This window comes from Rhodococcus sp. D-6 (assembly GCF_040256695.1).
In the GTDB taxonomy this organism is placed as follows: Bacteria; Actinomycetota; Actinomycetes; order Mycobacteriales; family Mycobacteriaceae; genus Rhodococcus; species Rhodococcus pyridinivorans.
The window spans coordinates 937,892-954,302 of the sequence record NZ_CP132970.1 but is presented as its reverse complement, the minus strand read 5'-3'; the positions used below and the strand labels follow the sequence as shown (position 1 = coordinate 954,302).

Sequence of the window (16,411 nt, the reverse complement as noted above, 5' to 3'; positions counted from 1 at the left end):
CCGAGCGCCGGACGGGCGTCGGACGGGCGCGCACGATCATGTCTGTCCGCCTTTCGGTAGACCTCTGCGTGCTCAGTGAACGAATGTGCACTGAAATCAGTGTGGCAGCCGGCCACACCCGCCTGTCAACCCCGATGTGACTGCTGACACAGATGTACGGACTCCGCTGGGAACGTCATGCCTAGACTCAGGGGGTGTCCACCGCTTCCGCACCTCCGCCGACCACACGCGCCGAACGCAAGGAACGCACACGTCAGGCGCTTCTCGACGCCGCCCTCGACCTGTCCGCCGACCGGGGACTCGGCGGGCTGAGTCTGAGGGAGGTGGCCCGTCACGCGGGCATCGTGCCCACCGCGTTCTACCGGCACTTCTCGTCCATGGACGAGCTCGGCGTCACCCTTGCGGCGGACACGATGCGGGTACTTCGGCGCCTGCTGCGCGACGCGCGTCGCACGCCCGGTCCGGCAGGTGCGCGGCAATCGCTCGACGTGCTGGTCCAACAGGTACGGGCACACAAGGCGGCTTTCCGGTTCCTGGCACGCGAACGCCACGGCGGCGTTCCCGAGGTCGCCGCCGCGATCTCCGTCGAACTGCGCCTGCTGACCAGCGAGCTCGCCGCCGACCTGGGCCGCTCCCCGGGCCTCGAGGACTGGGAGTTCGACGATCTCGAGATGGCCGCCGATCTGCTGGTCACCGCGATGCTCGATTTCGTCCTCGACCTGCTCGCCGTCGAACGTCCCGGCAGTGCGCAGGAATCGGAGGTGGTCACGCGCGCGGAGAAACAGATGCGTCTGATCCTGCTGGGCGCGGCGGCGTGGCGGCCGCGACGGACGTCGAACGACCGGTGACGGGTCGGCGCGACGCCGGTTCGTCGAGGTGGCCAGGAAATCCTGTCGCAGACACTCCTCTTCCGTAACGTGGTTCCCATGGCATCGACCGAACCCGCCACCTACGACGACCTGACCTTCGACGTGCGCGTGGCGGGTCCGAGGGACGGCCCACCCGTCGTGCTCCTGCACGGCTTCCCCGAGACATCACGCAGCTGGACGCCGGTGGCGCGCCTGCTCGTCGAGCGCGGTTTCCGCGTGATCGCCCCCGACCAGCGCGGGTACTCCCCCGGTGCCCGGCCGAACGGCGTCGAGCACTACGCGGTGCCGGCGCTCGCCGGTGATGTCCTCGGCCTGCTCGACGAGTTCGGGCTCGATCGCGTCCACCTCGTCGGACACGACTGGGGCGCCGCTGTGGCGTGGTACTTCGCCGCCCACAATCCCGACCGCGTCTCGGCGTTGACCGCGGTCTCGGTCCCCCACCTCGCCGCCTACGGCTGGGCGTTGCGGGAGGACGCCGACCAGCGCGAACGCTCCTCCTACATCGGTCTCTTCCGCGAGGAAGGCAAGGCGGAGACCCTGCTCCTCGCCGACGACGCGCGGCGCCTGCGGGCGATGTTCACCTCCGCAGTCGACCACGACTCGGTCGACCACTACGTCTCCGCCCTGTCCGCGCCGGGCGCTCTCACCGCCGCCCTGAACTGGTATCGCGCCATGACGCGGGATCTCGATTCGACTCCCCCGGTCCGCGTCCCGACGACCTACATCTGGAGCACCGCCGACATCGCGATCGGCCGCGCCGGCGCCGAACGCTGCGGCGAATTCGTCGACGCCGAGTACGACTTCGTGGTCCTGCCCGACGTCTCGCACTGGATTCCGGAGGAAGCGCCGGCCGAGATCGCGAACGCAATCTCGCGGCGACGGAACGGCTGAGAGTCCACCGACCGTGGCTTCCGGCCGCCGGGAAAGTGGTGGTAGATCGAGCCGCGCGGCGCCCCGCTGTTCTCGAGCACGTCCCGGAACGACGTGGCCGCGACACCTCGTTCGCTCATCAGCGCGATCGCGCCGGCGATCATCGCCGCGCGCGGTCCGTCCCGCCGTTCTGCAGCGATCACCCGTTCCTCCGGCAGTGGTGGTTGTCCCCCATACTCTGTGTATGTTGTCGTACGGATCCGATCCTGCGCGACACCATCTTCCGAGGAGACCCTGCCATGACCGACGTCTCGGTGACCACTCACGTCTTCGACGCTGCCGTCGACCTGTTCGAGGTCCGGGACGATCGCACCGAAGGGCACACGCACCCCGCCTACGCGAACATGGTCGGCCCGTTCGGCGGTATCACCGCCGCGACTCTCCTCCGCGCGGTCGAACGACACCCGGACGTCCTCGGCATGCCGCTGTCCCTGACGATCAACTACGCCGGCCCCATCGCCGACGGACCGTTCGACATCGCGGTGCGCCCGGTGCGCACGAACCGGACCACCCAGCACTGGTCGATCGAACTGTCGCAGGGCGGCGAGGTCGCCACCACCGCAACGGCCGTCTTCGGACTCCGTCGCCCCACCTGGTCGTCGACCGAACTGCAGGCGCCGGCCGCCCCGGCACCCGACTCGCTCGAGCCGACACCGCTGCCCGACTTCATCGCGTGGGCACGCAACTACGAGATGCGGTACACCGCAGGAGTCGTTCCCGAGGAGGGCAGCGCGGAGGTCGCCGACTCCACGTCGACGCTGTGGGTCCGCGACGTCCCGTCGCGCCCGCTCGACTTCGCCTCGCTCACCGCGATGTGCGACATCTTCTACCCCCGGGCATTCCTGCGTCTGGGTCGGGTGCTGCCGGCCGGCACGGTCTCGATGACCGTCTACTTCCACGCGGACCCGGAGACCGTTGCCGCGCAATCCGACAGCCCCGTGCTCGCGACCGCACGTGCGAATCGGTTCGAACAGGGCTTCTTCGACCAGAGCGCACAACTGTGGGGTCGCGACGGCGTTCTGCTCGCGACCTCGCACCAGATCGTCTACTTCAAGGCATGAGCGGGACGGTCGGTATTCGATCGACCCGACCGGTCGGCGTTCGATCGACCCGACCGGTCGGCGTTCGGCGCCCGCTCCGGTCACCGGCACACCTGTAGCCTCGGAAACATCCACCCACCGGATTGCGAGGTCCACTGTGACGATGCCGAGACTTCTCCGACGATCGGGGGTCATCGCCTGCGCCGCAATCGCGTTCACGACCGTGGGCACGGTCGCCTGCGCCGACACGCAGGACATGCCCCCGGCTGCGGACTACGCGTCGTACGTCGCCCTGGGAGACTCGTTCACCTCCGGGCCCGGCATCCCGCCGCAGACCGACGGCGATCCGTGCGGGCGGTCGGCGAGCAACTACCCCACCCTCGTCGCGACCGATCTCGATATCGAGGACTTCGTCGACGCGTCATGCGGCGCCGCCACCTCACTCGACTTCGCGATGCCGCAGACCACCTTCCGCGGCGCGACGGTGCCACCGCAGTACGACGCGCTGCGCCCCGACACCGAACTCGTCACTGTGGGTATCGGCGGCAACGACATCGGTCTCGTCCAACTGGCGCTGGGATGCGTCAATCTCTCGGCGCCACCCGATGGCGCGTCGTGCGCGATCACGAACACCCCGGACGGCACCGACCGTGTCGACGCCGCCATCGACGCCTTCGCGCCCGTCTACACCACGGTGATCGACGAGATCCGCCGGCGTTCCCCGGAGGCACGCATCGTGCTCGTCGGCTATCCCACCGGAATCCGCGACGGCGGGTGCTTCCCCGAGCAGCGGATCTGGCCCGACGACGCGACCTACCTGCAGGAGAAGATCGACCGGTTGAACACCGTCATGCGCGAGCAGGCCGAGGCCGCGGACGTGGACTACGTCGATCTGCGCGATTCGAGCCGCGACCACGACGTGTGCGCCGATCCGGAGACCCGGTGGATGGCCGGCCTGCAGCCGGCCGCCGGATCGATCCCGCTGCATCCGAACGCGGCCGGACACCGCAACGCCGCCGACCAAGTGCTCGCCACGATCACCGACTGAGCCGGTTCACGCCTGCTCCGGCGTCTCGGGAGCCCGCACGGCGAGCAACGACACCAGGCCCGCGCCGAGCACGATCAGCAACCCCACGATCCCCGCTCGGTCGGTGCCGAACCACCACACGAAGAACCCGAACAGCGTCGGTGCCAGAAACGACACCGCACGTCCCGTCGTCGCGTAGAGACCGAACATCTGCCCCTCCCGTCCCGGCGGGGTCAGGCGCGCCAGGAAGGTCCGCGCCGACGACTGGGCCGGACCGACGAACAGACACAGCACCAGACCGAAGATCCAGAACATCGTCGGACCCGACACCACGAGCAGGACGATGCTGGTCGCGATCATCGCGGCCAGCGAGCCCACGATGACCGCCTTGGGCCCGACCCGGTCGTCGACGCGTCCGGCCACCAGTGCGCCCACCGCGGAGACGACGTTCGCGGCGACACCGAAGATCAGCACGTCGCCCGCTCCGATCCCGTAGACCGTGACGGCGAGGACCGCCCCGAAGGTGAAGACGCCGGCGAGACCGTCCCGGAACAACGCCGACGCCCCGAGGTACCAGATGGTGCGACGATCCGCCCGCCACAACTCCGTCAGGTCGCGCCACAGCACGCGGTAGGACTCGACGAAACCGGCGCGGCGGGCGACGTCGCCACGCGCGACCGGCTTCTCCGGGACGGCGAGCAGCACGGGCACAGCGAACACCGCGAACCACACGGCCGCGAACAGCGCGACGAGCCGGATGTTGGTGCCGCCCTCGGTGGGCACACCGAGGAAACCGCGGGTGTCGCCGTCGCCGGCGATGAACCCGGTGTAGCACAACAGCAGGAGCACGATGCCACCGAAATAGCCCATCGCCCAACCGAAGCCCGACACCCGTCCGATGTCGTCCGGCGTCGACACCTGGCGCAGCATCGAGTTGTACGGGACCTGCGCGAGCTCGGCCATCACGGATGCCACGCCGAGCAGGACCAGCCCGAGCCACAGATAGTGGTAGTCGTCGCGCACGAGGTACATCGCCGCCATCGCCGCGACGGTGACCCCGGTGAGGATGCCCAGCGACCATTTCCGTCGCCCGACTGCGTCGTACCGCTGGCCCGACACCGGCGCGGTCACGGCGATGACGAACCCGGCGATGCCGAGCGACCATCCGAGCCAGGTGCTCGCCGAGATCCCACCCGGCAGGTCGTCGCCGACCGCGTCGGTGAGATAGACGGAGAATACGAACGTCAGGATCACGGCGTTGAACGCCGCGGAACCCCAGTCCCACAGACCCCACGAGACGACCTGACGACGTGTCGTGGCCTCCCCGGCCCCGCTCGCCGTGTCCGTGAACGCATTCATGCCCCGGAGCCTAGGCTTCCGGAGCTGCGGTGGCATGGAACGACTCCGTCGCGCGGCACCGAACGACTCGGCCCCATGGCCGGGGCGGGCCCGGTCGCCGCTCCCGAGCCTGCCGCTACGCTGACCCACTGTGACTCTGCCGAATCCCCATCCCGATGCCCGTGCCGTCGTCACCGGAGCGTCCTCCGGCATCGGCGAGGCCCTCGCAACCGAACTCGCCACCCGCGGCCATTCGCTGATCCTGGTCGCCCGTCGCGGAGAGGTGATGGAGGTCCTCGCCGAGACCCTGCGCGCGAAGCACGGCGTGACCGTCGAGGTGCGCGCCTGCGATCTGTCGGACCGCGACGCACGGACACCACTCGCCGACGAACTCGGACGTAGGCGCATCAGCATCCTGTGCAACAACGCCGGTATCGCCACCTTCGGCGCGGTCGCCGAGCTCGACGCGGCCTACGAGCGGGCACAGGTCGAGCTCAACGCCGTCGCCGTCCACGACCTCACCCTCGCGGTGCTGCCGCAGATGGTCGAGCGGAACTCCGGCGCGATCCTCATGGTGGGTTCGGCCGCAGGCAACATGCCGATCCCGAACAACGCCACCTACGCCGCGACCAAGGCGTTCGTCAACACCTTCTCCGAGTCCCTGCGCGGTGAGCTCAAGGGCACCGGCGTGCATGTCACGCTGCTCGCCCCCGGCCCGGTGCGCACCGAGGAACCCGACCCGGCCGAGGCGTCGATCGTCGACAAGCTGGTCCCGGACTTCCTGTGGATCTCGAGCGAACACACCGCGAAGGTGTCGCTCGACGCGCTCGCCGCGAACCGGATGCGCATCGTGCCCGGTGTGATCAGCAAGGCCATGTCGGCTGCCGGTCAGTTCTCGCCGCGGTCCATCTCGGCCCCGATCGCCGGCGCGTTCTACAAGAAGCTCGGCGGCAGCTGACGGGCCACCGCCCAACGAATCGTTCCTTCACCGCCTTCGGCGGCGTCCTGTGCCGAATAGGCTCCGGCCGATCTCCCGGCCGGCTGCGGACGCCGCCGAGCGGATGAAGCTGCGCACGGCTGCGCTGCCGAGCACCTGCTCCACGACCGACGCCCCGGCATCGTCCGGCGCCTGCGACGGCATGTCCGGGATCGGTTCGATGTCGGTGGCCCCGACCACCGATGCGGTGAGCTTCTCGTAGGCCGATTCCCGGTCGATGGTGCGGCCGTACTTCCCGTAGAGCGGGTTCGCTTGCGCCGACGCACGCATCGCGCTCTCCCCCACTGTGCCCATCAGCGAGCGCGGCGGTCGCAGACGCGTCCAGGCGACGGGCGTGGGCGTGCCCAGTTCGGACAGGACCGTCACGATCGCCTCCCCGGTCGCCAGACCGGTCAGAGCGTCGGCGAGATCGTAGGCGTCGGTCTTCGGGAAGGTACGCACCACCTTCGCGAGCGCGGCCTCGTCCTCGGGGGTGAAGGCGCGCAACGCGTGCTGGATCCGCGCTCCCAGTTGTGAGAGCACGCTCCGGGAGATATCGGTGGGCGACTGCGTACAGAAGACCACACCGACGCCCTTGGACCGGATGAGCTTCACGGTCTGTTCGATCTGCTGCAGGAACGCCTTCGACGCATCGGTGAAGAGCAGATGCGCCTCGTCGAAGAAGAACACGAGCCGCGGCGTGTCGACGTCGCCGACCTCCGGTAGCGACTGGAACAGGTCGGCGAGCAACCACATCAGGAATGTCGAGAACAGCGCGGGTCGAGTGGCCTCGTCGCCGAACTCGAACAGGTTGATCGTGCCCTGACCGTCGATCACCCGCAGCAGGTCCTCGACCTCCAGTTCGGGTTCGCCGAAGAATCCGTCCCCACCCGCGTTCTCGAGGTTGACGACCGCGCGGAGGATGACGCCGGCGGTCGCGGGCGACACGGCACCGAGATCGTCGAGTGCACCGCGCCCTTCGTCGCTCGTCAGGTGGCGGATCACCTGCCGCAGGTCGGCGAGATCGAGCAGCGGCAGGCCGTTGCGGTCGGCCCAGTGGAAGATCAACCCGAGAGTGGACTCCTGAATGGCGTTGAGCCCCAGAACCTTCGAGAGCAGGATCGGCCCGAACGAGGTGACGGTGGCGCGGACGGGGATACCGACCCCGTCGGTACCGAGCGAGTAGAAGGCCACAGGGTGCCCCGTGGGCGTCCAGTCCTCGTCGCCGGTGTCGCCCGCGCGGTTGAGCACCGCATCGTCGGGCTCGCCGGCGGCCGACAGGCCCGACAGATCGGACTTCACGTCGGCCATCACCACCGGCACCCCCGCCGCCGACAGTTGTTCGGCCATGACCTGCAGCGTCTTGGTCTTGCCCGTGCCGGTCGCACCGGCGACCAGCGCGTGACGATTCAGAGTGGCGAGCGGGATGCGCACCGGCGCGTCGGGATCGGCGACGCCGTCGAGCACGACGGTGCCCAGTTCCAGCGCCTCGCCGATCACCTCGTACCCGGCCGCGATGGTCGCGGCGGTGATCTCCGGCTTGTCGGTCATGCTCGCCCCCTCCGGCCTCGACCTCGCCCACTGCGACGGTACCGGGCCGTCGAACCCACGGAAGAACCATTCCTATCGGATGCCGGAATTGTCGCATTACAGTGATTCCGATCACAACCGCAGCGGCACGGTTTCCCAGCTAGTACACCGCGTTGACCTGCACTTTCTCTACGAGAATCCGTTCCGTCGACGACGTGAGGATCGTTCGCAAAAACAACGACGTGTGCTAGCAACGAACTACGCGACATATTCCACGAACACAGGAGAAACACATTGACGCCCAAGATCGCCATTCTCGGAGCAGGTCCCAGTGGACTCGCACAGCTGCGCGCTTTCGAAGCAGCCCGAAAGGCCGGTCTGGAGCAGATCCCCGACATCGTCTGCTACGAGAAGCAGCCCGACTGGGGAGGAATGTGGAACTACACCTGGCGCACGGGACTCGACGAGCACGGTGAGCCCGTCCACGGGAGCATGTACCGCTACCTGTGGTCCAACGGCCCGAAGGAATGCCTCGAGTTCGCCGACTACTCCTTCGAGGAGCACTTCGGACGCCCCATCCCGTCGTACCCGCCGCGCGCCGTCCTGCTCGACTACATCATGGGTCGCGTCGAGAAGAGCGACGTGCGCAAGTACATCCGGTTCAACACTGCGGTGCGGTGGGTCGAGTGGTCCGACGAGACGCAGAAATTCACCGTGACGGTGATGAACCACGACCGGGGCGCGCTGGAGTCCGACGAGTTCGACCACGTCGTCGTCGCCACCGGACACTTCTCCACCCCGCAGGTCCCCCACTTCGACGGTCTCGACCGGTTCCCGGGACGTGTGCTGCACGCCCACGACTTCCGCGACGCCCGCGAGTTCACCGGCAAGCGACTGCTGCTCGTCGGCAGCAGCTACTCGGCCGAGGACATCGGAACGCAATGCATCAAGTACGGCGCCGAACAGGTCACCTTCAGCTACCGCAGCGCACCGATGGGTCACCACTGGCCCGAGCAGTTCTCCGAGGTGCCGTTGCTCACCCATGTCGACGGCAAGGTCGCCCACTTCCGTGACGGCAGCACCCGCGTGGTCGACGCCATCGTGCTGTGCACGGGGTACAAACACCACTACCCGTTCCTGCCCGACGAACTCGCACTGCGCACCGACAACCGGCTCTACCCGCGCGACATCTACAAGGGCATCTTCTTCCAGCGCAACCCGAAGCTGATGTACCTCGGCGCACAGGACCAGTACTTCACGTTCAACATGTTCGACGCCCAAGCCTGGTACGCACGCGACTTCATGCTCGGCCGCGTCGACCTGCCCGACTTCGACACCCGCGAGCAGGACATCGACCACTGGCGGGCACGCGAGGAGAAGCTGTCGTCGCCGGTGGAGGAAATCGACTTCCAGGCCGCGTACATCCGCGATCTCGTCGACCGCACCGACTACCCCGAGTTCCACGTCGAACGCCAGGGGGAGGTGTTCAAGCAGTGGAAACAGGACAAGAAGCGCGACATCATGGGCTACCGCAACAACAGCTACCCCTCGACGCTCACCGGCACCGTCGCTCCGCCGCTGCCGGCACCGTGGATGGAGATCCTCGACGACTCCCCCGAGTCCTTCCTTCGGCACGACTTCACCGCCCCGGAAGTGAGCACAGTGGGCCGGACCCTCGACCGGCAGTACACCCCGGCGGCACGTCGTTCCACCCGTCCGGCGGCGCCGCGCACGGCCTCCGTGAAGGCGTGAGGGTGCCCGTTTCCTACCGGACCGTCGACGCCGCGCCTCATGGGTGCGGCGTCGGTGGATAGTCTGTCTGTCGTGCAGGACAAACTGGTATGGATCGACTGTGAGATGACGGGGCTGCGTCTCGGCAGCGACAAACTGATCGAGATCGCGGCTCTGGTCACCGACAGTGATCTCAACGTGCTCGGCGAGGGCGTGGACATCGTGATCCACGCCGATGACGACGCCCTCGCCGACATGCCGGAAGTCGTGCAGCAGATGCACGAGCGGTCCGGCCTCACCGAAGAGGTGCGCCGCTCGACGGTCAGCCTCGCCGAAGCGGAGAAGCAGGTCCTCGCGTACATCCGGGAGCACGTCACCGAGGCGGGCACGGCGCCGCTGGCCGGCAACTCCATCGCGACCGACCGCGCGTTCATCACCCGCGACATGCCCGAGCTCGACAACTACCTGCACTACCGCATGGTGGACGTCAGCTCGATCAAGGAGCTGTGCCGGCGCTGGTATCCGCGCATCTACTTCGGTCAGCCGGAGAAGGGCCTGTCGCACCGGGCACTAGCGGACATCAAGGAGTCGATCCGCGAACTGCGCTACTACCGGCGCACGGCCTTCGTGGCGCCTCCCGGCCCCACTCCGGCCGATCTTGCAGCCGTCGTGAAGGACCTGGGACCGGCCTGACCAGCCGATTCGTCTTTTTCGTCTTCGTCAGGCTAGTATCTGTACCGCAGGCGCAAGCCACCGAAAGGTTGCCGGCGAATGCAATGGTGAGTGTAGTTCAGTTGGTAGAGCACCAGGTTGTGATCCTGGCTGTCGCGGGTTCGAGTCCCGTCACTCACCCCGAAGAGAACCCCCGATCGGATTTCCGATCGGGGGTTTTCTCGTTCCCGGAAGAATCCTCACGCACAGCGGTTCCTCACGCGCAGGCCGGTCTATTCGAACGAGCGCGTCACGAAGGCGTCGACGTCGGCCCGGGAGCGCTCCACCGTCGTGTAGTGCCCGGCCATATAGACGCGGTAGTCGACGTCCGCCCCTGCGACCTTCATATCGGCGGCGAGCGCCGCGGACAGCGGCAACGGGACCATCACGTCGTGGATGCCGTGCGCGAGGAAGACCGGCCGGTCGTAGCCGTCCACCGGGGCGGCGAGATAATCGGCCAGCAGCGACGGCATCGGACCCTCGGCCAGCGGGCGCGCGAGCAGATCCCCGACCGGGATGTCGCGCACCGACTCCTCGAGATCGTCGTAGCAGAGCTCTTCGGCGCGATCGACGACCTCACGGCCGATCGGGGTCAGGTAGCCCTCGACGTCGGCCTCGGGGTAGGCGTCGCGCAGCCCAGCGAAGATGTACCCGCTGAAGCTGACGAGGCCCCACAGTCCCGGATCGGGGAAGCCCGGGACGCCGATCGTGAAGGCCCGTTCGAGGTTCGCCGGAGCACCCGTCGCGACCGTTCCGCGGAAGTCGAGTTCGGGAGCGCGGGAGGTCGCGATCGCAGCGGTGTGCAGCGCCGCGTGTCCTCCCTGCGACTGCCCCATCACGATCCAGCGCTCCGACAGCGGCGCCCCACCGTCGCGGGCGGCCCGGACGATGTCGACGATGCTGTTCGCGGCGCTGGGGCCGTCGAGATAACGGTGGAGACCCTCGGAGCCCAGACCCGGGAAGTCGGCCGAGACGACCGCGTACCCGGAATCGAGCCAATGGTGCAGATAGGTCCGCTCGAGATCGGAACGCGGCGTGCGGGTCGTGAGCGCGCAGTCGTCGCCCACACCGGTCGTGCCGTGTGCCCACGCGATGACGGGCCAGCCACCCTCGGGGGCATCCCCCCCGGGCAGGAACAACGCGCCCGTGGCGACGGTCGGCTCCCCCGACCGCCACTCGGTGGCGTACTCGAGCTTGATGGCCGTCGCGGCACCGGGCACCGACAGTTCGTCGGGCAGCGGCTGTTGCGAGACCACCGAACCCGGTGCCGGAGCGGTCGACGACGCGACCGGCGAGGCCGCCGCCCCTGCCGGTGTCAGCGCCGCGAGCAGCACGGCACCGCAGCAGGCAGCGCTCCACCATCTCCCCCGAACGGCCATCGATCCCCCTTCACCCGTCACGCCGCAGCGTTGCCGGCTTTCCATGTCGACCACGGGATGTTCCAGTCACCGAGTCCGTCCGTTCCGGGGAGAGTGCCGCCCACGGTGTTGCGGACCACGACGATGTCGCCGCGCTTGGTGTTGTCGAAGATCCACTTGGCGTTGGCGGGGCTGAGGTTCAGGCAGCCGTGACTGACGTTGCGCACACCCTGGTCGCCGAGCGACCACGGGGCGGAGTGGAAGAAGATGCCGCTGTAGGACATCCGCGTCGCCCACTCGACCGGCGTGCGGTAACCCTGCGCCGAGTCGGAGGGGACGCCGTAGGTGGACGAGTCCATGATCATGGACTCGAACCGGTCGCCGATGATGTAGACGCCGTTGGGCGTGGGCGTGGAGTCCTTGCCGAAGGAGGTCGGCATCGTGATGACGTCGACGCCGTTGCGCGTGACAGTGACCTGCTTGGTCGCGTCGTCCGCCGTGATGACCACCGCATCGCCGATGGTGAAGGACGAGTGGACGTCGGACTGACCGAAGAGGCCGTCGCCGAGATCCTTGCCGTAGACGTTCACATCGACGGTGATGGCGGTGCCGGGCACCCAGTAGTTCTCCGGCCGCCACCGCACCTCGCGGTTGTTGACCCAGTAGAAGGCGCCCTCGACGGGCGGGTTCGTGGTGACGGTGATGGCCGCCTCGGCCGCGAGCCGATCCGGGATGTTCTCGTCGAACTGCACGGCGATCGGCTGGCCGATACCCACGATCGAACCCTCACCGGGCAACACGTAGGGCTGGGTGAGATTGGCCGGCGACGAGGTGGTGAAGGCCGCCGTCGACGTGGTCGCGCCGCCGAGTCCGTACGCGACGGTCTCGAGCGTGTAGGAGCGGTTGTAGCCGAGCGGTGCGGTGTTCACCCAGGTGAGTCCGTCGTCGGCGAGTTCGCCCTGCACCGGCTCCCCTGCAGGGTTGAGCAGGGTCACCGAGTCGAGCTTGCCGTTGACCACCGAGACCGTCACCGGGTCGATCGGCGAGAAGCCGACCGATCCGTCGGCGACACTCGACGACACCGTCGGCTTGATCAGCGCCGCCACGGGATTGGAATCGATGGGCACTTCTTCGGCGCCCGTTCCCGAACCGCCGGCGCATCCCGTGACGAACGCAACAACGCCGACGACGACCACTCCGAGGATTCCCCGTACCCGACGACCCCGGGGGTTCCCCGATCTCGACTCCGTCACTTCCATACTCCGATCCCGCCTCCCCCAAGGCACCGAAAACGCACGTCACAACACCGAACACGATGATGCCAGCTTCTCTTGCGGCCGACCCGACGCGACTCCCCCGTACGTCGGTAACGTTCGAATGACAATCGCTCCGACCGTCCGATCCGTTACCTCCACAACCTTACAGAAACATTCTGACCAGCCGATTTGGCGCGTCGCGCGACGGTGTGTAATGTTCTTCTCGTTGCTGGGACGGCATCCCGGGAACACATCGTCAAGCGCCATTAGCTCAATTGGCAGAGCAGCTGACTCTTAATCAGCGGGTTCGGGGTTCGAGTCCCTGATGGCGCACAACACGAAGGCCGGACACCCAGTGTCCGGCCTTCGTTCTGGCGGTGACACCGTCCTCCGCGTCGCCCGGCGACGACCGGGAGACACATCGCCACGCGCCATTAGCTCAATTGGCAGAGCAGCTGACTCTTAATCAGCGGGTTCGGGGTTCGAGTCCCTGATGGCGCACAACACGAAGGCCGGACACCGGAAACGGTGTCCGGCCTTCGTCGTTCGCGGCGGTTCGGCCCCGGAACGAGGAACACCCACGCCGGGTCGGCGTGGGTGTTCCTGTGTGCAGCCGGGGATCAGCGCAGGATTCTGCGCAGTACCAGCAATCCGACGACCGTGCCGGCCGCGATCGCCGCGTACTTCTTCACCTGCGGCTGGTTCACCTTCGCGAGGATGGTCTGCTTCGTGCTTGCCACCAGATTCTTCGGGTTGGCGCGGACGCTCAGTTCGTCGAGTGTGCTCGCGAGCTGATTGCGGGCCTTCTCGATCTCCCGCTCGATGTCCTCGGTGTCCCTAGCCACGTGTCCTCCAGAAGGTCGCTGCAGTGTGCTGCGACCACGGTAATGGACGCGCGCCGGGAATGGCTGCACGGTCCACTACTGTCGCCTCCATGACCGAGAACAGCAGACTCGCCCCCGGTGATCCCGCACCCGATTTCACCCTTCCCGATGCCGACGGCAACGAGGTGTCGCTGTCGGATTATCGCGGACGCAAGGTCATCGTGTACTTCTACCCCGCCGCGAGCACCCCGGGATGCACGAAGCAGGCGTGCGACTTCCGCGACAGTCTCGCCGAGCTGAACGAGGCGGGCCTCGAGGTGATCGGCATCTCGCCCGACAAGCCTGCCAAGCTCGCGAAGTTCCGCGACGCCGAACAGCTGACCTTCCCGCTGCTGTCGGATCCCGAGAAGATCACCCTCCAGGCATGGGGTGCCTTCGGCGAGAAGAAGATGTACGGCAAGACCGTCACCGGCGTCATCCGCTCGACCTTCCTCGTCGACGAGGACGGGAAGATCGAGGTCGCGCAGTACAACGTCCGCGCGACCGGGCACGTGGCGAAGCTGCGCCGCGACCTGTCCGTCTGACGCCCGGGTGCCCGGCCGGCAGCGTTACCGCGGCGCCAGCGAGGTCAGCAGCAGCGCCTCGGCTACGGCGAGATTCTCGATCTCGGTGGGGTCGACGCTCTCGTTCGGCGCGTGGATGACGCAGCGCGGTTCCTCGACGCCGATCAGGGCGATCTCGGCCCGCGGCACGGCGCGGTGCAGCGCGGTGCACAGCGGGATCGATCCGCCCTGCCCGGCGGTCCCGACCTCCCGGCCGTAGGCGGCCTCGAGCGCCGCGCGCAGTGCGGCGTAACCCGGACCGTCCGTCGCCGCCCGGAAGGGTTCGCCGAGGACGTCGCGGTCGATGCGCAGATGCGCTCCCCACGGCACGTGGGCCTCGAGATGGGCAACGAGCGCGTCCTGGGCGGTGCGGGCGTCGATGCCGGGCGGCACGCGCAGGTTCAGGCGTGCGGACGCGCGTGGCACGACCGCGGCGGCCGATCCGACCATCGGCGGAGCGTCGATCCCGAGGACGGTCAGTGCCGGTCGCGCCCACACCGCGTCGGCGACGGTTCCGGAGGTCGGGAGCGAGACACCGTCGAGCACGCCCGCGTCGGCGCGGAAACGGTCTTTGGGATAGGGCACACCGTCCCAGGTCGCGGTGCAGTCCAGTCCGTCGACGACGGTGTTGCCGTGCTCGTCGCGCAGGGTGCCGAGCAGATGGATCAGCGCGGCCAGCGCGTCGGGGGCCGCTCCCCCGTACATCCCGGAGTGGATCTCGCCCTTCAGCGTCTCGATGTGGACGTCGACGTTCGCGATGCCCCGCAGCGTCGTGGTGAGGGTGGGCCGGCCCACCTCGGCGTTGCCGCTGTCGCCGATGACGATGAGATCGGCGTCGAACATCTCGGGTCGTTCGGCGACGAGGTGGTCGAGGCCGGCGCCGCCCATCTCCTCCGAGCCCTCGACGACGATGCGGACACCGACGGGCAGTGGGCCGTCCGCACACAGCGCCCGCAGTGCGAGCAGGTGCATGACGACGTTGCCCTTGCAGTCGGCGGCGCCGCGGCCGTACCAGCGGCCGTCCCGTTCGGTGAGCGTGAAGGGCTCGCTGCGCCAGAGTGATTCGTCGCCGGGCGGCTGAACGTCGTAGTGGCTGTAGAGCAGAACCGTCGGGGCGCCGTCGGGGGCGGGCGTGTGTCCGAGTACGGCGAGCGAGCCGTCGGCGGTTTCGATCGTCTCGACGCTCTCGATTCCCGCCTCGCTGAAGGCATCCCGCACCCAGTTCGCTGCACCGACGCATTCCTCCACCGGGAACTGGCGCGGATCCGCGACGGAACGGAACGCGACGAGCCGCGCGAGATCGTCGCGCGCAGCCGGCATCGCCTCCCGGATCCGCTCGCGGATGCGCTGCGTCGCGTCGGTGTCTGTCGCTGTCATGATCCGTCCTCCGCACGTCGGATGAGTACGTCGATTCCGTCCAGCAATCGTTCGAGACCGAAACGGAAGTCCTGCTCGTGCCATACTGCCTCGTCGTCGGCGTCGCTCCCGTCGGGGTCGAACGCGCCGCCCTCGACCGCCGCCAGCACCGAGGGGTACTTCTCGGGATCGAGGATGCGCCGCAACATCGCCGGGGTGTCGGACGGGTCGTCCGCGACATCGGTTCCGAGTTCCCACGAGAAGCGTGCGCGACCGATGGCGTAGAGCGAGATCATCATCACCACCTGCACCTTCGCAGGTTCGTCGAGTGGGGTGGCGGACAGCGCGCCGAGTCCCGCGTCGAGCCAGAGCAGGTTGTTGGGATAGTACGGCGCCGTGCGGATCGGGTACTGCGTCAGCCACTTGTGCGCGCGCAGACTCCGGTACTCGGCCATCGCCCATGCCTCGAGCCGTTCCCGCCAGTCGCCTCCGACCGGTAGCTCGGGGGGCGACCCGATGGCGCGGTCCCACGCGAGTTCGACGAGCTGGTCCTTGTTGCTCACGTAGCGGTACAGCGACATGGTGGTGAAACCCAGTTGCTTGGCCACCCGGCTCATCGAGAGCGCTTCGAGCCCTTCGGCGCCCGCCACCTCGATCGCCGCATCGAGGACTTGTTCGAGCGTGAGTCCCCGTCGCGGACCCCGGGTGCCGGTATCGCTCAATCCCCATGCCAGCTGCACACTCTGCGGCAGCGGATCGTCGGGCTCGGGACTGCTCATGCTCCTCCAGAGTTCGGGTCTTGCCGCCATCCTAAAACTGCGTACGCTATACACATCGGTATATTGCATACACAGTTAGTGAGA

Annotated in this window: 15 protein-coding genes, 3 tRNA genes and 1 pseudogene; 11 read left to right on the top strand and 8 right to left on the bottom strand. The window is 67.9% G+C overall.

The window, feature by feature from the left end:
* Positions 1–194: 194 nt before the first annotated feature.
* Together RBB84_RS04555 and RBB84_RS04550 are read left to right on the top strand one after the other, a co-directional pair.
* On the top strand, positions 195–848 hold the full coding sequence (locus RBB84_RS04555; RefSeq protein WP_006554379.1) for a TetR family transcriptional regulator: 654 nt from the start codon (positions 195–197) through the stop codon (positions 846–848).
* Positions 849–926: 78 nt separating this feature from the next.
* Complete coding sequence (locus tag RBB84_RS04550; RefSeq protein ID WP_024100537.1) at positions 927–1,760, top strand: alpha/beta hydrolase; 834 nt, start codon at positions 927–929, stop codon at positions 1,758–1,760.
* Between the two features lie 20 nt (positions 1,761–1,780).
* Here the strand turns inward: RBB84_RS04550 and RBB84_RS04545 are convergent.
* Positions 1,781–1,903, bottom strand: a pseudogene (locus tag RBB84_RS04545) (TetR family transcriptional regulator); the annotation flags it as partial.
* Positions 1,904–2,038: 135 nt separating this feature from the next.
* Here RBB84_RS04545 and RBB84_RS04540 point away from each other — a divergent pair.
* Together RBB84_RS04540 and RBB84_RS04535 are read left to right on the top strand one after the other, a co-directional pair.
* Positions 2,039–2,860 (top strand): thioesterase family protein, encoded by an 822-nt coding sequence (locus RBB84_RS04540; protein ID WP_019289008.1) that lies wholly within the window; start codon positions 2,039–2,041, stop codon positions 2,858–2,860.
* 142 nt (positions 2,861–3,002) lie between these two features.
* Positions 3,003–3,887 carry an SGNH/GDSL hydrolase family protein gene (locus tag RBB84_RS04535; RefSeq protein WP_231912022.1) on the top strand — a complete coding sequence of 295 codons (885 nt, stop codon included), beginning with the start codon at positions 3,003–3,005 and terminating at the stop codon, positions 3,885–3,887.
* A 6-nt stretch (positions 3,888–3,893) separates the two neighbouring features.
* Here the strand turns inward: RBB84_RS04535 and RBB84_RS04530 are convergent, their stop codons facing one another.
* On the bottom strand, positions 3,894–5,225 hold the full coding sequence (locus tag RBB84_RS04530) for an MFS transporter (protein WP_064256408.1): 1,332 nt from the start codon (positions 5,223–5,225) through the stop codon (positions 3,894–3,896).
* A 130-nt stretch (positions 5,226–5,355) separates the two neighbouring features.
* Here RBB84_RS04530 and cmrA point away from each other — a divergent pair, with 130 nt between their 5' ends.
* Positions 5,356–6,162, top strand: a complete 807-nt coding sequence (gene cmrA, locus RBB84_RS04525; protein ID WP_006554373.1) for a mycolate reductase — start codon at positions 5,356–5,358, stop codon at positions 6,160–6,162.
* A 27-nt stretch (positions 6,163–6,189) separates the two neighbouring features.
* Here cmrA and RBB84_RS04520 read toward each other — a convergent pair whose 3' ends face one another.
* The gene (locus RBB84_RS04520) at positions 6,190–7,731 is read right to left on the bottom strand and encodes a helicase HerA-like domain-containing protein (protein WP_019289005.1); all 1,542 of its coding nucleotides are present in this window, start codon (positions 7,729–7,731) and stop codon (positions 6,190–6,192) included.
* 273 nt (positions 7,732–8,004) lie between these two features.
* Between RBB84_RS04520 and RBB84_RS04515 the strand changes: the two genes are divergently transcribed.
* The 3 genes from RBB84_RS04515 to RBB84_RS04505 all read left to right on the top strand — a co-directional run bounded on the left by RBB84_RS04515 (position 8,005) and on the right by RBB84_RS04505 (position 10,293).
* A complete protein-coding gene (locus RBB84_RS04515; protein WP_064060693.1) occupies positions 8,005–9,462 on the top strand; it encodes an NAD(P)/FAD-dependent oxidoreductase in 1,458 nt (485 codons plus the stop codon).
* A gap of 72 nt (positions 9,463–9,534) precedes the next feature.
* Positions 9,535–10,134: an oligoribonuclease gene (gene orn, locus RBB84_RS04510; RefSeq protein ID WP_024100533.1), complete on the top strand. Its 600-nt coding sequence runs from the start codon at positions 9,535–9,537 to the stop codon at positions 10,132–10,134.
* Positions 10,135–10,220: 86 nt separating this feature from the next.
* Positions 10,221–10,293 (top strand) — tRNA-His (locus tag RBB84_RS04505).
* Positions 10,294–10,385: 92 nt separating this feature from the next.
* On the opposite strand, the gene RBB84_RS04500 is transcribed toward RBB84_RS04505, so the two are convergent.
* Positions 10,386–11,531, bottom strand: a complete 1,146-nt coding sequence (locus RBB84_RS04500; RefSeq protein WP_064256419.1) for a lipase family protein — start codon at positions 11,529–11,531, stop codon at positions 10,386–10,388.
* 17 nt (positions 11,532–11,548) lie between these two features.
* Positions 11,549–12,769 carry an Ig-like domain-containing protein gene (locus tag RBB84_RS04495; RefSeq protein ID WP_197481845.1) on the bottom strand — a complete coding sequence of 407 codons (1,221 nt, stop codon included), beginning with the start codon at positions 12,767–12,769 and terminating at the stop codon, positions 11,549–11,551.
* Between the two features lie 257 nt (positions 12,770–13,026).
* Here RBB84_RS04495 and RBB84_RS04490 point away from each other — a divergent pair.
* Positions 13,027–13,099, top strand: a tRNA-Lys gene (locus RBB84_RS04490).
* Between the two features lie 95 nt (positions 13,100–13,194).
* Positions 13,195–13,267 (top strand) — tRNA-Lys (locus RBB84_RS04485).
* A 119-nt stretch (positions 13,268–13,386) separates the two neighbouring features.
* On the opposite strand, the gene RBB84_RS04480 is transcribed toward RBB84_RS04485, so the two are convergent.
* Positions 13,387–13,611 (bottom strand): DUF3618 domain-containing protein, encoded by a 225-nt coding sequence (locus tag RBB84_RS04480; RefSeq protein WP_006554762.1) that lies wholly within the window; start codon positions 13,609–13,611, stop codon positions 13,387–13,389.
* A gap of 89 nt (positions 13,612–13,700) precedes the next feature.
* Between RBB84_RS04480 and bcp the strand changes: the two genes are divergently transcribed.
* Positions 13,701–14,174 (top strand): thioredoxin-dependent thiol peroxidase, encoded by a 474-nt coding sequence (gene bcp / locus RBB84_RS04475; protein ID WP_006554761.1) that lies wholly within the window; start codon positions 13,701–13,703, stop codon positions 14,172–14,174.
* 24 nt (positions 14,175–14,198) lie between these two features.
* On the opposite strand, the gene RBB84_RS04470 is transcribed toward bcp, so the two are convergent.
* Complete coding sequence (locus RBB84_RS04470; protein ID WP_064257048.1) at positions 14,199–15,569, bottom strand: dipeptidase; 1,371 nt, start codon at positions 15,567–15,569, stop codon at positions 14,199–14,201.
* Positions 15,566–16,327 carry a TetR/AcrR family transcriptional regulator gene (locus tag RBB84_RS04465; RefSeq protein ID WP_019289000.1) on the bottom strand — a complete coding sequence of 254 codons (762 nt, stop codon included), beginning with the start codon at positions 16,325–16,327 and terminating at the stop codon, positions 15,566–15,568. Before RBB84_RS04465 ends, RBB84_RS04470 begins: the two co-directional genes overlap by 4 nt.
* Positions 16,328–16,411 lie beyond the last annotated feature (84 nt).

Bases quoted from the DNA above. Each gene is read 5' to 3' on its own strand.
- RBB84_RS04550 (WP_024100537.1), top strand. From the start codon at position 927: ATGGCATCGACCGAACCCGCCACCTACGACGACCTGACCTTCGACGTG.
- RBB84_RS04540 (WP_019289008.1), top strand. From the start codon at position 2,039: ATGACCGACGTCTCGGTGACCACTCACGTCTTCGACGCTGCCGTCGAC.
- RBB84_RS04535 (WP_231912022.1), top strand. From the start codon at position 3,003: ATGCCGAGACTTCTCCGACGATCGGGGGTCATCGCCTGCGCCGCAATC.
- RBB84_RS04530 (WP_064256408.1), bottom strand. From the start codon at position 5,225: ATGAATGCGTTCACGGACACGGCGAGCGGGGCCGGGGAGGCCACGACA.
- RBB84_RS04520 (WP_019289005.1), bottom strand. From the start codon at position 7,731: ATGACCGACAAGCCGGAGATCACCGCCGCGACCATCGCGGCCGGGTAC.
- RBB84_RS04500 (WP_064256419.1), bottom strand. From the start codon at position 11,531: ATGGCCGTTCGGGGGAGATGGTGGAGCGCTGCCTGCTGCGGTGCCGTG.
- RBB84_RS04495 (WP_197481845.1), bottom strand. From the start codon at position 12,769: ATGGAAGTGACGGAGTCGAGATCGGGGAACCCCCGGGGTCGTCGGGTA.
- bcp (WP_006554761.1), top strand. From the start codon at position 13,701: ATGACCGAGAACAGCAGACTCGCCCCCGGTGATCCCGCACCCGATTTC.
- RBB84_RS04470 (WP_064257048.1), bottom strand. From the start codon at position 15,569: ATGACAGCGACAGACACCGACGCGACGCAGCGCATCCGCGAGCGGATC.
- RBB84_RS04465 (WP_019289000.1), bottom strand. From the start codon at position 16,327: ATGAGCAGTCCCGAGCCCGACGATCCGCTGCCGCAGAGTGTGCAGCTG.